Origin of the sequence: Enterobacter sp. EGD-HP1 (genome assembly GCF_000733275.2) — a bacterium.
Lineage (GTDB): Bacteria > Pseudomonadota > Gammaproteobacteria > Enterobacterales > Enterobacteriaceae > Enterobacter.
The window spans coordinates 723,804-738,374 of the sequence record NZ_AVOP01000001.1 but is presented as its reverse complement, the minus strand read 5'-3'; the positions used below and the strand labels follow the sequence as shown (position 1 = coordinate 738,374).

Here is a 14,571-nt window from a genome sequence, read left to right as displayed (position 1 = left end):
AAAATATCCTGCCGGTGAGGCCTAACATCTGGATTTTATACGGTCAATATTTTTCGGTATGAAAGTTAGCGGCAAAGTCAGTGGTCGTTTTTACAGCGTGAAATTACTCTTTGCTCACATATTGGCGCAGCACGACGCTGCTTATTTTCGCTTTGTTAAAGGCCAGATGAAAAATGAGGTTCTCATTTCTGTCACGGTGGGTAACGCCTTGCATTATGTTTGCGCTGTTAATTTTTTGCGGCCAGCAAGGGTATCTGACGTTTAAAGATTATAAAAAAGTTACGAATAAGTTGGCTAATGCTGATGCGCAGCCGCTGAAAAAACGTCATGACGAAAAGCCATTCACCCTTTTCACGGCAGCGGTACGTCAGGACAACACGGCAACGGCGGTAAACGCCCCGCTGGCAGCGGAGATAGAAGGCATTGTTCGCAGCGATGACGCCTGGCTTTCGTTCGCCGTTATCAAAACGCCGGGTGGCCAGAAGAGCTACCGTGAAGGCGAGCCGCTGATCGGGTTTAACGATGCTTTTATTCAGGAAATTAACAAAGACAATGTGGTGGTTAATTACGAAGGTGCTACGCAGGTACTGGCATTAAATAAACCTGATTATTTTAAGGGCGGCGTTGACAGCGGCCCGGTGACCAAATCGACGAAAGATGCAGGTGCGGAAAGCGTGCATCTGAATGATTACCTGGTGTTAAAGCCGTTAATCGAAAAGGGCCAGCTGGAAGGCTACAACATTAATCCAAGGAATGCCTCCTCCTTCTACAGCCATTCGGGTCTGAAAAAAGGGGACGTGGCCGTAGAAGTAAATTCTGTCGATATGACCGATGAAGCTAAGGCAAAAAGTATTATTGCCAGCTGGTCGAAAATGAAAGAAGCGGAGGTCGTCGTCAGGCGTCACGCTCACCTTGAAAATATTCGGGTTAATGTTCTAAACAATTAACAAGTGTACAGACATGAAGAAATTTCCATGGGCGTGCGTGGCGCTGACCGCATTGTCGTTATATTCGAGTTCGCTGCTTGCAGCCAACTTTAGCGCGAGCTTTAAAAATACCGATATCCGCGAGTTTATCGATACGGTAGGCCGCAATCTGAACAAAACCATTCTCGTCGACCCGTCCGTTCAGGGCTCTGTGTCGGTGCGAACCTACAACGTGCTGACGGAAGATGAGTACTACCAGTTCTTCCTGAGCGTGCTGGACCTGTACGGCCTGTCGGTGATCCCGATGGACAACGGCATGGTGAAAGTGGTGCGCTCAAGCGTAGCCCGCACCGCCGGCGCGCCGCTGGCGGACAGCAAAAACCCGGGCAAAGGCGATGAGATCATCACCCGCGTGGTGCGCATGGAAAATGTGCCGGTACGTGAACTCGCTCCGCTGCTGCGCCAGCTTAACGATGCCACCGGCATCGGTAACGTGGTTCACTTCGAGCCGTCCAACGTGCTGCTGTTGACCGGTAAAGCCTCGGTGGTGAACCGCCTGGTGGATCTGGTGCAGCGCGTTGATAAAGACGGCATTCAGCGCCGCGAAATTGTGCCGCTGCGCTTTGCCTCTGCTAAAGAGCTCTCGGACATGTTGAACAACCTCAACAACGAAGAGCAGAAGGGGCAGAACGCGCCGCAGCTGGCGACCAAAGTGGTGGCGGATGACGAAACCAACAGCCTGGTGATCAGCGGCTCGGAAGATGCGCGCATGCGTACCCGCTCCCTGATCCAGCAGCTGGATCGCGAGCAGAACAACGAGGGGAATACCCGCGTCTTCTACCTCAAATATGCCAGCGCCACGAAGGTGGTGCCGGTTCTCACCGGGATTGGCGAACAGCTGAAAGACAAGGCCGGCACGCCGAAGGCGAAAACCGCCACCGCGTCCAGCGAGCTGAACATCAGCGCCGACGAGTCAACCAACTCACTGGTGATCACCGCCCAGCCTAACGTGATGAACTCGCTGGAGAAGGTGATCGACAAGCTCGACATCCGCCGTCCGCAGGTGCTGGTGGAAGCGATCATTGCTGAAGTGCAGGACGGTAATGGCCTGGATCTCGGCGTGCAGTGGACCAGCAAGCACGGCGGCGTGCAGTTCGGCTCCACCGGCCTGCCAATCAGCCAGGTCAAGAACGGCACCATGAAGGGGGCGAGCTTCACCGGCCTGGCGACCGGCTTCTTTAACGGTGATTTCGGGGCGCTGATGACCGCGCTCTCTACCGACGGCAAAAACGACATTCTCTCCACGCCAAGCGTGGTCACGCTGGATAACAAAGAGGCGTCGTTCAACGTCGGTCAGGACGTGCCTGTGCTCTCCGGCTCCCAGACCACCAGCGGCGACAACGTCTTTAACTCCGTTGAGCGTAAGACGGTCGGTACCAAGCTGAAAATTGTGCCGCAAATCAACGACGGCGACATGATCCACCTGAAGATTGAGCAGGAAGTCTCCAGCGTTGACAACAGCGCGACGGAAGACGCCAGCCTCGGCCCAACCTTTAACACCCGCACCATCAACAACGAAGTGATGGTGCACAGCGGGCAGACGGTGGTGCTCGGTGGCCTGATGGAAAACGTCACCAAACAGTCGGTCTCTAAAGTGCCGCTGCTGGGCGATATTCCGCTGGTGGGGCAGCTGTTCCGCTATACCTCGCAGGATACGTCTAAACGCAACCTGATGGTGTTTATCCATACCACCGTTCTGCGCGACGACGACAACTACAGCGCGGCGTCGAAAGAGAAATATGACCAGATCCGCGCCCGCCAGCAGCAGCGCGTGGAAGAGAAAAAGCTCGGCATTATCGAACCCACGGATAACGCGGTCCTGCCCGCGTTTCCCGTTGACGCCAGCGCTGCGCCGGTAAAAACCAGCGCCAGCGCACCGCGCAATCCGTTTAAACACTAAGACGGAGAGGGCACCGTGGACGAACTGACTAAAACCCTGTGTAGCAGCAGCTACGCAAAAGATAACGGCGTTTTGTTTTACAACAGCGACGTCTATATCCGTGAAGACACCCCGGCGTTTGCACTGCTGGAGGTGCGCCGGGTGCTGGGACGCGCGTTCGTTCCGGTGACCCTGACGCCGGAAGCCTTTGACGAACTGCTTGCCAGGATCTGGCAGCAGAGCAGCGGCGTGTCGCAGCAGCTGGTGGACGACATGGACGCGGATATCGATCTGATGGCGTTAACCGAGGAGATCCCGGATAACGAGGATCTGCTCGATAACGACGAAAACTCCCCGGTGATCCGCCTGATCAACGCCATTCTCGGCGAGGCGGTCAAAGACGGCGCGTCGGATATTCATATCGAAACCTTCGAGCGCACGCTGAGCATTCGCTTTCGCGTTGACGGCGTGCTGCGCCCGGTGCTGCAGCCGGCGCGCAAGCTGGCACCGCTGCTGGTGTCGCGCATCAAGGTCATGTCAAAACTCGACATCGCCGAGAAGCGCCTGCCGCAGGATGGCCGTATCTCCCTGCGCATTGGCCGCAAGGCGATCGACGTGCGCGTCTCGACCATTCCGTCCCAGTACGGCGAGCGCGTGGTCATGCGTCTGCTCGATAAAAGCAACCTGAAGCCCGATATCAACAAGCTGGGCCTGATTGACGAAGAGCTGGAGAAGTTAAAAGGGCTGATTGACCGCCCGCACGGCATTATTTTGGTCACCGGGCCAACGGGCTCCGGTAAAAGTACCACCCTGTACGCCATTCTCTCGGCGCTGAACGGCCATGAACGCAACATCCTGACCGTGGAAGACCCGATTGAATACGAGCTGGAAGGGGTGGGGCAGACGCAGGTTAACCCGCGCGTGGACATGACCTTTGCCCGCGGGCTGCGCGCTATTCTGCGTCAGGATCCGGACGTGGTGATGATCGGGGAAATTCGCGACGGCGAAACCGCGCAAATTGCGGTGCAGGCGTCGCTCACCGGTCACCTGGTCATGTCTACGCTGCACACCAACAGCGCCGCAGGGGCGATTACCCGTCTGCGCGATATGGGGCTGGAGTCCTTTTTAATCGGTTCATCGTTGCTCGGTGTCATTGCCCAGCGTCTGGTGCGTCGGCTGTGTACCCACTGCCGAACCACCAGTCCGCTGGACGCCAATGAGAAAGCGCTGTTCAGCTTTATGGACGCGCCCCCCAAAGCGATTTACCGCGCGGTCGGCTGCGAGCACTGCCGCCAGAGCGGTTACCAGGGGCGTGCCGGCATTCATGAGTTCCTCGTCGTGGACAGCACCATGCGTCGGGCCATTCATGAAGATAAGGACGAGATGTCCATCGAAACGCAGCTCTTTAAGCAGGCCTACAGCCTGCGCGAAAACGGGCTGCTGAAGGTGATTAGCGGCGTGACCTCGCTGGAAGAGGTGATGCGCGTCACCGCCGAACGTGGGGGAGATGAGTAATGGCCTTCTACGCCTGGACGGCAACGGACGCGGCGGGTAAAACCCAGCGCGGCACCCTGCAGGCCGAGGGGCAAAAGCAGGTTCGCCAGATGTTGCGCGAGCAAAAGCTAATGCCCGTCAGCATCACCGAAACCCGCGAGGCGGCGGCGTCCGGTAAAGCAAAAACCGGGGCAAAGCTCTCTACGCCGGTGCTGTCGATGTTTACCCGTCAGCTCTCCACGCTGGTCAACGCCGCGCTGCCGCTGGAGAGCGCGCTGAAGGCGATCTCGAAGCAGACGGAAGACAAAAAGCTGGCGACGATGGTGGTGGAGATCCGCGAGAAGGTGGTGGAAGGGCACACGCTCTTCGACGCCTTTAGCCAGTTCCCGCGCACCTTCGACAAGCTCTACTGCACGCTGGTGATGGCCGGTGAAAAGACCGGCCACCTGGGCGACGTGCTGGAGAAGCTGGCGGAGTACAACGAGCAGCGCCAGAAGATGAAAAGCAAGCTGACGCAGGCGATGGTCTACCCGATTACCCTGACGGTGGTGGCCATCGCTGTCATCAGCATTCTGCTGGTGGCGGTGGTGCCGCAGGTGATCGAGCAGTTCACCCACATGAAGCAGCAGCTGCCGATCACCACCCGCACGCTGATTGCGGTGAGCGATTTCCTGCAGGCCTACGGCATCTATATTGTCGGGCTCCTGGGCGGTGGGTTTGTCGGCTTCAAAACCTGGCTCAGGAATGCCAAAAACCGTTTTCGCTGGAACCGCTGGCTGGTGAACGGCGCGCCGATTAAAAAGCTGGTGTGCGCCGTCAACAGCGCCCGCTATATCCGCACCCTGAGCATTCTGCAGGCCAGCAGCGTGCCGCTGCTGGAGGGAATGTATATCGCGATGGACGGTATCGAAAACCTCTACGCCCGGCAGGTGCTGGAGCAGGCGGCGGATACCGTGCGCCAGGGGGCATCGCTTTACGCGGCGCTCGAGCAGGCGAAGCTATTCCCGCCGACCATGCTGTACATGATTGCCTCCGGCGAAGAGAGCGGGGAATTGGGCAATTTAATGGACCGCGCGGCGGAAAACCAGGAATCGGCATTACAGCATCGCATTACGTTAACGCTGTCGGTATTTGAGCCGGCGCTGGTGGTCTCCATGGCGACGATTGTTTTATTCATCGTGCTGTCAATATTACAGCCGCTTCTGCAACTTAATAATATGGTAGGTTAAATCATGGCTATAAAAAGAAAACACCTGGCTCGCCAGGCGGGCTTCACGTTGCTCGAATTAATGGTGGTGATCGTTATTCTCGGCGTTTTAGCGAGTATGGTGGTGCCAAACTTAATGGGTAATAAGGAAAAAGCGGATACGCAAAAGGCGACCAGCGATATTGTCGCGCTCGAAGGTTCGCTGGATATGTACAAGCTGGATAACCACCGCTATCCGACCACCGAACAGGGATTGCAGGCGCTGGTGACCAAACCTGAAATCGCGCCTATCCCTAACGGCTACCGCGCCGATGGCTATATTCGCCGCCTGCCGCAGGATCCGTGGGGCGGGGATTATATCCTGGTGAGCCCGGGCGAACACGGTGCGGTTGACGTCTTCTCTGCCGGTCCGGACGGTGAAGCCAATACCGCCGATGATATTACGAACTGGTCTCTGGATAAGAAAGAGAAATAATGAAACATCAACGCGGCTTTACGTTGCTGGAAATTATTCTGGCGCTGGTGATATTTGCCAGCTGCGCCATGATGGTGGTGTCAACAATACCCTCGCGCAGCGGTGCGGATATATTTGGCCAGCAATTAAAAGCGCTCGTTGATTATGGTTCAGACCGTGCGGTGATGGACGGAAATATTGTCGGGCTGGTAATGACCACGGATAACTATCAGCTGGTGACGCTCGACGATAAAAACGGCGAGCGCCGCTGGGTGCCGTTAACCGAGGGCCGTATTACCACCAAAGGCGATTTCCCTGAGGAGATGCACGTTTCGCTCTCGCCGCAGCGTCTGGCCGCCACGGTCGCCTCCGAGCCGCAGGTGCTCTTTTTGCCGGACGGCGAAATCAGCCGCTTTACGCTGACGCTGCAAAGCTACGACAAACAGCACCATTTCCGCGTGGTGTCGCAAGGTGCGGCTCCGGTATCGGTAGAAAACGATGGCTAACGGAAAGAAAAAGCAAACGGGAATGACGCTGCTGGAGGTCATGGTCGCGCTGGTGATCTTCTCCACCGCCGCGCTGGCGCTGATGAACTCGGTCTCCCTGAACGTGCGTTTTACCCACGGGCTGGCCGACACGCTGCAGGCGAGCTGGGTGGCTGAGAATCAGCTGGCAGAAGCGCAGCTCGCGAAAACCGACTTCCCGGATGCTGAGCAGCAGGGAACGGAGATCATGGGCGGACGCAGCTGGAACTGGCGCAAGCAGCGGGTCAAAACCGCCGACAGCGGCTGGGCTAACGCCATCCGCGTGTATGCGGAGGGCGACGACAGCCAGCCGGTCATTACGTTACAGATCGTTGGGCCGGGAGAGAGCCAGTGAAGAGAACCCGACGCCAGCGCGGTTTTACCCTGCTGGAGATCATGATTGCGCTGACCATCTTTGCGGTGATCAGCACCCTGGCCTGGCAAATTCTGGATGGCGCGATGCGCACCAGTTCGGCCACCGATGCCAGCGCGGCGAAGCTCAATCAGCTCCAGCGGGCCTGGAACCTGATGGAGCGCGATTTCTACCAGCTGCAGGCGCGCGCGCCGCGCAACGAGCCGGAACTGTTTCGTCAGGTGGACGACGCGCTTGAGCTGACCACGCTGAACGGCGTAAGCGGAACGGTCCAGCTGGAGCGCGTGCGCTGGCGGCTGGAAGCGGGGCGGTTGTATCGCGACGTCTGGCCGGTGATTGACGGCCCGGCGGACGCCAAACCGGACGAGGTGCCGATTGTCAGCGAGGTGAAATCCCTCCAGTGGCGTTTTTACCGTCAGGGCTGGCAGAAAAGCTGGAACGACCCGGCGCATCTGCCGGACGGCGTGGAGCTGACGCTGACCATGGAAAACGGCGATACCTGGCGCTGGGTGTTCACGACCCCGGGCGATCTGCCTGAAGCGGCCACACCCGCGCCGGCCGCAGCGCCAGAGGCCGCGCCTGTCCCGCAGCCTGCACCGGAAGTGAAGCCATGAGCCGATTACAGAAACAGAAAGGTGTTGCCCTGCTGGTGGTGCTGATCCTGCTGGTGATGATGTCGGCGCTGGCCGCCAAAATCAGCCAGCAGTTCTGCCGCAACCTGCAAAAAACGCATTACCAGGTCAGCCAGCAGCAGCTGCGCTGGGCGATGCAGGAACAGGAAAAGGTGGTGAAAGACCGGCTGCAGACCGACGCCAGCGGGGAAAGCAAACCGCTCTCCCTCGACGGCGACTGGCATCAGCCGCTGGAAACCCGGGGTGAAGACTACACGGTGGTCAGCCAGGTGGAGGACGCGCAGGACTGCTTTAACGTCAATAACCTGCTGGCGGTCGAAAAAATTGCCCAGGGGCAAAACGCCCCGGCGGCGGCGGAAAAGCCGCGCAGAGAGCAGATTGTTGAACAGCTTCTGACGGAGAGCGGCCTGAGCCAGACCAACGCCGAAGAGGTGTATCTGCAGCTGGTGGACTATCTCGATGGCGACACGACGACGGCCAGAGAAGGCGCGGAGACCGATGCCTGGGCAGGCGTGGTCCCCGCTCGCCAGCCGGCGAACCAGATGATGCGCACGATTGCCGAGATCAAGCTGCTGCCTGCCTTCCCGGCTGCCGCTTACCCGAAGGTGAGCAAGCTGCTGTGCGCACTGCCGGACTCCGCCAGTAAGGTGGATGTGAATACCCTTAAACCGGAGCAGGCCGCCTTACTGGCCGCCCTGTTCCCCGGAAAACTTACTGAAGATGATGCCGTTCGCCTGATTGAATCGCGTCCTGAAACCGGCTGGGAAAACAGGGAAACCTTCAGCAAAGCGCTGGAGCAGACCTTCCCGCAGTTAAAGGACGACCTCCCGCAGGTGGCCGACTATCTCTCCATTAATAGCCGGTATTTCCGCGTGAACTATACCGGCAATACCGATGAATTAACGCTTCGCGTGGTGAGCCAGCTTCAGGTGAATAACGAAGCCGGTGAGATCGTGACGTGGCAACGTCGTTACCGAATGAGTGAATAAGAAAAGTAGAACGCTATGAAACAGGTCCTTTTTGTTCGTCCCGACAGCCGCGAGGGCGGGAAAATAATGTGGTGTGTCTCCGGCAGCGAGCAGGTTGAGGTGCTGGAGAGCCTGGACACGCTGGTGGACCATCCTCTGGCCGCCCGCGTTTGTTTGCTGCTGCCCGCCTGCAACATGATCTTCCGCCACTTTACGCTGCCGAAGAAAGTGGCCTCGCAGGCGACGGCATTCTCGTGGATGGCGGAAGAGACGCTGATTGGTGACGTGGATAACCTTCACTGGACGGTGCTCAACAAAAAGGGCGCCGAGGTCGATGCTGTGGCGATTGATGCCGATCTGCTGCGCGCATGGTTAACCCGTTTTCAGGCCGCTGGAATGAAGGTGATTCAGGCGTTGCCGGATGCCTGGCTACTGCCGGTGGCTGAAGGGGGAAGCACGCTTGTCCAACAGGATGAAAGCTATTGGCTGCGTTTATCCCCTCACACCGCCGGGGAGATGGAGGCCAGCCTGCTGCCGCTGCTGATGCAAAAAGCGGGCGAGGGCGAGGTGTGCTGCTACGGCGCGCAGCCTGAGGGGGTTGACGTGGACCTTCTGCAGCCCTGGCAGCACCCGCTGGTCCTGATTCAGCCGCAGTGGCAAACCTGCCGCGTGAATATTATGCACGGTGAATTCAGTGCAAAGGCGGGCACGGATAAAGCCCGGAAAGGCATCAAAGCGGCAATGGTCGCGGCGGGCCTGCTCTTTCTCGGCCTGCTGCTGGGCCCGCGCGTCGCCATGGCCTGGATGCTCGTTCAGCAGGAGAATGCCATTCAGCAGGAGATTGTTCAGGTTTACCAGCACCATTTTCCCACCATGCGCCAGCAGACCAACATCAAATACCACTTTGGTCAAAACATGAAGAAACAGACCAAAGGGGTATTTTTGCAGCTTGAAGCACTGGAGAAAGCCAGGCAGGCCGTACCGGCGATGGAGATCGAGCTGCTGGAATACGATGCTCAACAGAATACGCTGACGCTGAGCGTCAGTGCGCAAACCCAAACCGCGTTGCAGACGTTTGTGAAGCAGGCCGGTGAAAACTTTGATTTCACCCTGCAGCCTGTCTCCACCGCTGCGCCTTATACCGCCATGATCGCAGGGAAATATAAATGAAAGAGCGAATCGCGCAGCTTAAGTCTCGTTACCAGAATTACAGCGTCAGGGAAAAAGTTCTTATAAAAATGTTTGCCGTTGCCCTTGCAGGGGCGGCCGTTTATTACGCAGGTGTGATCCCGCTGGATAATATGATTCAAAACAGTAAAGCCACGCTAAGCAGACAAAAAGAGACGCTGAACTGGATGCGCAGTGAAATAGATAAAAATCATCTGCAGGTACAGATTATCAAAACGGATAATCCACGCACGGTGGTGGAGAATAGCGCGCATGAGATTAATTTGTCACTGACGGATGTGCGTCAGGATGGGCAAACTTTATCCTTTGTGGTCAATCGCGTTAACGTTTACGAATTAAAAAGCTGGCTGCGGGAAATTAACCAGACCGCAGGCGTCAGGCTGCAGAAAATGAGCTTCACCCCGGTCGATCATCTCAGTGACGTAAAAGCCGAAGTGCAGCTCACCTGGAGCAAAACCGTATGAACACCTTCGCGCTGATGCGGGACGTTTACCCGGTGGGGTTCCCGGTGATGAGCGCTATCCTGGGCGGTATTGTGGGGAGCTTTCTGGGCGTCGTCGCCGAGCGCGTACCGGGCATGGTGATGGACGACGAGGGCGGAGGCAATTTGCTGTTCCCGGCCTCGCACTGCCCGGCGTGTCAGCACGCGCTGGCCGCCTGGGAGAATATTCCGCTGGTCAGCTGGCTTATTTTACGCGGACGCTGTAGCCGATGCGGTACCGCGATTCCGTTGCGGATATTTTTAATCGAACTTTTTTCCGCGCTGTTTTTTGGCATCACTGCCTGGTGTATGCCGAACGTCCAGGCCTTGTTCTCCCTGTGGCTGCTGGCGGCGTTTTTATTGCCCCTTGCCGTGATCGACTGGCGGCACCAGCTGCTGCCAGACTGCCTGACCCAACCCCTGCTGTGGGCGGGATTATTACTCCATGCGTTTGACCCTACGCTGCCGCTGTGCGATGGGCTGTTCGGCGCCGTGGCGGGCTATCTGTCTCTCTGGCTGCTGTACTGGGCGTTCCGCCTGACCACCGGGCGGGAAGGGCTGGGATATGGTGATTTTAAGCTGCTGGCGGCCCTGGGGGCCTGGTGTGGCTGGCAGGCATTGCCCTCGCTGGAATTAATCGCTGCGTTGAGCGGTATTGTCGGTTATTTCGCTTTAACGCATTTAAATAAAAATAACCTCACTATTTCTTTCGGACCTTATCTCTCATTTGCTGGAATAGTGGTGTTTAGTGCACAGCAGTTTGCTTTCATATTTTAAATATTCAGGTCAAGTTGTTTTATAAATTTTTTCGATTGTGTAAGAGAAGGACGTCTCTTTGCGCTCAGTGTATCGTAAGGGATATAAGCTACACGGGATTTGGGCTTGTATCTTTTTATGGAGGAATACAACGCAGCAACGCTTTTTTGTCACGGTTTTCAGGTTGGTTAAATACGCATTACGCGAAAACACGCCATGTTCTCATGGAAGACATGGGTTATTAACGTTACGAATAAATTTATCAGGAAATATAAATGAAATTTATGAAGCCTAAATATCTGGCGCTTTTTGTTGCAGCCGCAACAAGCTCTGTATTTGCAGCGGCACCAGGTACGCCGACTATCGGCTATGGCAATGACAAGTTTGCGCTTGTTGAAGTCGACCCGGCGGCACAGGATTACAACAACCTCGTTAAAGTACACAACGATGGTGTGGATGTGAAAGTCGAGTGGAACGTCTGGAGCGGTGATGCACCAACCTCGGCAAAAGTGCTGCTGGATGGTAAAACCGTCTGGACAGGGGCGGGCAGCGCGAACGGCTCTGCGATCTTCAAGGTGAAAAAGGGCGGACGTTATCAGGAGCAGGTTGAACTCTGTAATACCAGCGGCTGCACGAAGAGCGCCAGCAAGCTGATCATCGTTGCAGATACCGACGGTAGCCACCTGCTGCCGCTAAATGCGCCGATGCAGGAGAACAACAAAACCTTCGCTAAGCACACCGACAAAGTGGTTGCGGCCTATTTCCCTGAATGGGGCGTGTACGGTCGTAACTTCCCGGTTGATAAAATCCCCGCAGCTAACCTGAACCATATCCTGTACGGCTTCATTCCAATCTGTGGCGGTGACGGCATCAACGACGGTCTGAAAACCGTTGAGGGCGGTAACAGCTTCGAAGTGCTTCAGCGTGACTGCCAGGGCCGCCCGGACTTTACCGTGGCGATCCACGATCCGTGGGCTGCGCTGCAAAAACCGCAGTCTGGCGTTTCTAACTGGGACGACCCGTACAAAGGTAACTTTGGCCAGCTGATGGCGCTGAAAAAAGCGCATCCAGACCTGAAAGTGCTGCCTTCCATCGGTGGCTGGACCTTGTCCGATCCGTTCTACCACATGGGCGACCCTGCTATTCGCGCGCGCTTCGTCTCTTCTGTTAAAGAATTCCTGCAAACCTGGAAATTCTTCGACGGCGTAGATATTGACTGGGAATTCCCGGGCGGCGGCGGCGTGACGGAAACCCTGGGCAACCCGCAGCAGGATAAAGCCACCTATACCGCGCTGATTCACGATCTGCGCACCATGCTGAACGAACTGTCTGCGCAGACTGGCCGTACCTATGAACTGACCAGCGCCATCGGGGCCGGTAAAGATAAGATTGAAGACGTGGATTACACCACGGCGCAGAAAGATCTCGACCACATCTTCCTGATGAGCTACGACTTCTTCGGCGGCTGGAGCAACACCGAGCTGGGCCATCAGGCTGCGCTGCGTGCGCCGTCCTGGAGACCAGACACCAGCTACACCACAGAAAACGGCGTTAACGCGCTGCTTGAGCAGGGCGTACAGCCCGGCAAGATCGTGGTGGGTGCGGGCATGTATGGCCGCGGCTGGACAGGTGTGCATGGCTACACAGGCGATAATCCATTCACCGGTACCGCAACCGGTATGGTGAAAGGTACCTGGGAACCGGGCGTGGTTGACTACCGTCAGATTGTTAACGAATACAAAGGCAAGCCAGGCTGGGAATCCGGTTACGACGCAACTGCCGAAGCACCTTATGTGTTCAACAAATCTACGGGCGATCTGATCTCTTATGAGGACGCGCGTTCAACAACGGCAAAAGGTAAGTACGTTCTGGCGAATAACCTGGGCGGCCTCTTCGCATGGTCTATCGATTCTGATACCGGCGATATCCTGAACGCGATGAACGAGAGCCTGCTGGGCGGTTCTGCTCCGGTCGACCCGGTTGTAACCAACCACGCGCCAATCGCGTCATCTGCCGACCAGAACATCTCTGGCCCGGCAGCCGTTACGCTCGATGGTTCTGCTTCCAGCGATCCAGATGGTGATGCGATTACCTATAAATGGACTCAGGTTTCTGGCCCATCGGTCACTATCGCCAACAGCACCAAAGCGAAAGCGACCTTTAACATTGCCGCTGCGACTTCCGACCAGACTCTGGTGTTCCGCCTGACGGTGACTGACGCTAAAGGCCTGAGCAACGCGATTGATGTGCAGGTTGTGAACAAAGCACCGAAAGCCAACCAGGCGCCGGTTGTGAACCCAATGGAAGCGGTCACGCTGCAGGCGGGTGAAACTTACGCCCTGCATGCGCAGGCTGCGGATCCAGACGGCGATGCGCTGACCTATGCCTGGAGCATTCCAGCGGATATGCACGCGACCGGTACTGACACGGCGAACGCGAACATCACCGCGCCAGAGGTGAGCGCTGAGACCTCCTACACGCTGAGCGTCGTGGTCAGCGATGGCAAAACCAGCGTTCAGTCCAACGTCCAGGTCGTGGTAACACCTAAGCCAGCAGACGTGACGCCTCCGGCTGACGACGTTACACCACCTGCTGACGAGGTAACGCCGCCTGCTGACGAAGTGACCCCGCCGTCGGGTGATGCGACGACCGGCAGCTGTGACGCCCCCGTTGATGCGAATGCCAGCAAATATGCAGCATGGTCTTCCAGCAAGGTTTACAACACTGGCGATACCGTCAGCAGCGGAAACCTGGTATGGAAAGCGAAGTACTGGACTCAAGGCAATAAGCCAGGCTTCGATGCCGATGCATGGGAACTGGTAAGCCAGGTGAAAATGAACTGGCGTTCAGATGTGGTTTATAACGGCGGTGAAACCACCACGTATAACGGTTCTGTATACCGTGCGAAGTGGTGGACCCGTGGTGATAACCCGGCAAAAAGCGATGTATGGGTGAAAGAAGGCGTATCAACTGACTGCAAATAATCTTCGTAGCCTGAAATTGCGGGATTGATATCATCTTGCAATACGTTGACCACACCCCACTTCGGGTGTGGTCAATATCATAAACAATAATAATTCGCGCGCAAAGAGAGGGATGTAATTCAATAAGCGGGTAAAGAAATGAAACGTTTTATATTGTTATTACTCATCGTTAGTCAAAGCGTTTTTGCAAATTGCTGGGATCGCGCGGCGCATTATTATCATGTCGATCCGTATTTATTATACGCAATTGCAAAAGTGGAATCAGGCATGAACCCGTATGCCGTGGGTTGGAATCGCGATGGTTCAAGAGATGTGGGATTAATGCAAATTAATAGTGCGCACTTTCGTGAGTTACAGCGCCAGGGGATTGATGAATCTCGACTTATTTCCGAACCCTGTACGTCGATTATGGTGGGGGCATCTATCTTATCCAGCATGATAAAAGTATATGGTTATAACTGGGAAGCAGTGGGTGCATATAACGCAGGGTTGAAAAAAGAGAATTATCCGCAGCGAATGATATATGCCCACAAAGTCTGGAGTAAATATCAGCAAATCAAAATTGAAAAAGCGAACGGGTATTGAACTTTTATTTTTTGAAGAGTACCGGGTGGTGTTCTTCAAAAAGTGTAAAGAACCGCACTC

Annotated in this window: 14 protein-coding genes; all 14 read left to right on the top strand. The window is 56.1% G+C overall.

From position 1 onward, the window contains the following. The first annotated feature begins 215 nt into the window (after positions 1-215). The 14 genes from gspC (at position 216) to iagB (ending at position 14,511) form a co-directional block, all read left to right on the top strand. Positions 216-947: a type II secretion system protein GspC gene (gene gspC / locus N037_RS03660; protein ID WP_032639034.1), complete on the top strand. Its 732-nt coding sequence runs from the start codon at positions 216-218 to the stop codon at positions 945-947. A 13-nt stretch (positions 948-960) separates the two neighbouring features. After that, entirely contained in the window at positions 961-2,886 is a 1,926-nt protein-coding gene (gene gspD, locus N037_RS03655; protein WP_032639032.1) for a type II secretion system secretin GspD, read from the top strand. 15 nt (positions 2,887-2,901) lie between these two features. Further along, positions 2,902-4,380 carry a type II secretion system ATPase GspE gene (gene gspE, locus N037_RS03650; RefSeq protein ID WP_032639030.1) on the top strand — a complete coding sequence of 493 codons (1,479 nt, stop codon included), beginning with the start codon at positions 2,902-2,904 and terminating at the stop codon, positions 4,378-4,380. After that, a complete protein-coding gene (gene gspF, locus N037_RS03645) occupies positions 4,380-5,588 on the top strand; it encodes a type II secretion system inner membrane protein GspF (protein WP_032639026.1) in 1,209 nt (402 codons plus the stop codon). The genes gspE and gspF overlap by 1 nt, the downstream gene beginning before the upstream one ends. Before the next feature lie 3 nt (positions 5,589-5,591). Continuing rightward, positions 5,592-6,041, top strand: coding sequence for a type II secretion system major pseudopilin GspG (gene gspG / locus N037_RS03640; RefSeq protein WP_014169334.1), 450 nt, complete (start codon positions 5,592-5,594; stop codon positions 6,039-6,041). Further along, positions 6,041-6,526, top strand: coding sequence for a type II secretion system minor pseudopilin GspH (gspH, locus tag N037_RS03635; protein WP_032639024.1), 486 nt, complete (start codon positions 6,041-6,043; stop codon positions 6,524-6,526). The genes gspG and gspH overlap by 1 nt, the downstream gene beginning before the upstream one ends. After that, positions 6,519-6,899 carry a type II secretion system minor pseudopilin GspI gene (gene gspI / locus N037_RS03630; protein WP_032639022.1) on the top strand — a complete coding sequence of 127 codons (381 nt, stop codon included), beginning with the start codon at positions 6,519-6,521 and terminating at the stop codon, positions 6,897-6,899. Before gspH ends, gspI begins: the two co-directional genes overlap by 8 nt. After that, positions 6,896-7,531 carry a type II secretion system minor pseudopilin GspJ gene (gene gspJ / locus N037_RS03625; protein WP_023335088.1) on the top strand — a complete coding sequence of 212 codons (636 nt, stop codon included), beginning with the start codon at positions 6,896-6,898 and terminating at the stop codon, positions 7,529-7,531. Before gspI ends, gspJ begins: the two co-directional genes overlap by 4 nt. Then, complete coding sequence (gene gspK, locus N037_RS03620) at positions 7,528-8,538, top strand: type II secretion system minor pseudopilin GspK (protein WP_032639020.1); 1,011 nt, start codon at positions 7,528-7,530, stop codon at positions 8,536-8,538. Before gspJ ends, gspK begins: the two co-directional genes overlap by 4 nt. Positions 8,539-8,553: 15 nt before the next feature. After that, on the top strand, positions 8,554-9,687 hold the full coding sequence (gspL, locus tag N037_RS03615; RefSeq protein ID WP_032639019.1) for a type II secretion system protein GspL: 1,134 nt from the start codon (positions 8,554-8,556) through the stop codon (positions 9,685-9,687). Beyond that, positions 9,684-10,169: a type II secretion system protein GspM gene (gene gspM, locus N037_RS03610; protein ID WP_032639018.1), complete on the top strand. Its 486-nt coding sequence runs from the start codon at positions 9,684-9,686 to the stop codon at positions 10,167-10,169. Before gspL ends, gspM begins: the two co-directional genes overlap by 4 nt. Beyond that, the gene (locus tag N037_RS03605; protein WP_032639016.1) at positions 10,166-10,963 is read left to right on the top strand and encodes a prepilin peptidase; all 798 of its coding nucleotides are present in this window, start codon (positions 10,166-10,168) and stop codon (positions 10,961-10,963) included. Before gspM ends, N037_RS03605 begins: the two co-directional genes overlap by 4 nt. Positions 10,964-11,217: 254 nt before the next feature. Further along, a complete protein-coding gene (locus N037_RS03600) occupies positions 11,218-13,926 on the top strand; it encodes a glycosyl hydrolase family 18 protein (protein ID WP_032639014.1) in 2,709 nt (902 codons plus the stop codon). A 138-nt stretch (positions 13,927-14,064) separates the two neighbouring features. Beyond that, positions 14,065-14,511, top strand: coding sequence for a type III secretion system invasion protein IagB (gene iagB / locus N037_RS03595; protein WP_032639012.1), 447 nt, complete (start codon positions 14,065-14,067; stop codon positions 14,509-14,511). The last annotated feature ends 60 nt before the right edge of the window (positions 14,512-14,571 follow it).

Coding starts and splice junctions, on each gene's coding strand:
- gspC (WP_032639034.1), top strand. CDS start 216: ATGTTTGCGCTGTTAATTTTTTGCGGCCAGCAAGGGTATCTGACGTTT.
- gspD (WP_032639032.1), top strand. CDS start 961: ATGAAGAAATTTCCATGGGCGTGCGTGGCGCTGACCGCATTGTCGTTA.
- gspF (WP_032639026.1), top strand. CDS start 4,380: ATGGCCTTCTACGCCTGGACGGCAACGGACGCGGCGGGTAAAACCCAG.
- gspG (WP_014169334.1), top strand. CDS start 5,592: ATGGCTATAAAAAGAAAACACCTGGCTCGCCAGGCGGGCTTCACGTTG.
- gspH (WP_032639024.1), top strand. CDS start 6,041: ATGAAACATCAACGCGGCTTTACGTTGCTGGAAATTATTCTGGCGCTG.
- gspI (WP_032639022.1), top strand. CDS start 6,519: ATGGCTAACGGAAAGAAAAAGCAAACGGGAATGACGCTGCTGGAGGTC.
- gspK (WP_032639020.1), top strand. CDS start 7,528: ATGAGCCGATTACAGAAACAGAAAGGTGTTGCCCTGCTGGTGGTGCTG.
- gspL (WP_032639019.1), top strand. CDS start 8,554: ATGAAACAGGTCCTTTTTGTTCGTCCCGACAGCCGCGAGGGCGGGAAA.
- gspM (WP_032639018.1), top strand. CDS start 9,684: ATGAAAGAGCGAATCGCGCAGCTTAAGTCTCGTTACCAGAATTACAGC.
- N037_RS03605 (WP_032639016.1), top strand. CDS start 10,166: ATGAACACCTTCGCGCTGATGCGGGACGTTTACCCGGTGGGGTTCCCG.
- N037_RS03600 (WP_032639014.1), top strand. CDS start 11,218: ATGAAATTTATGAAGCCTAAATATCTGGCGCTTTTTGTTGCAGCCGCA.
- iagB (WP_032639012.1), top strand. CDS start 14,065: ATGAAACGTTTTATATTGTTATTACTCATCGTTAGTCAAAGCGTTTTT.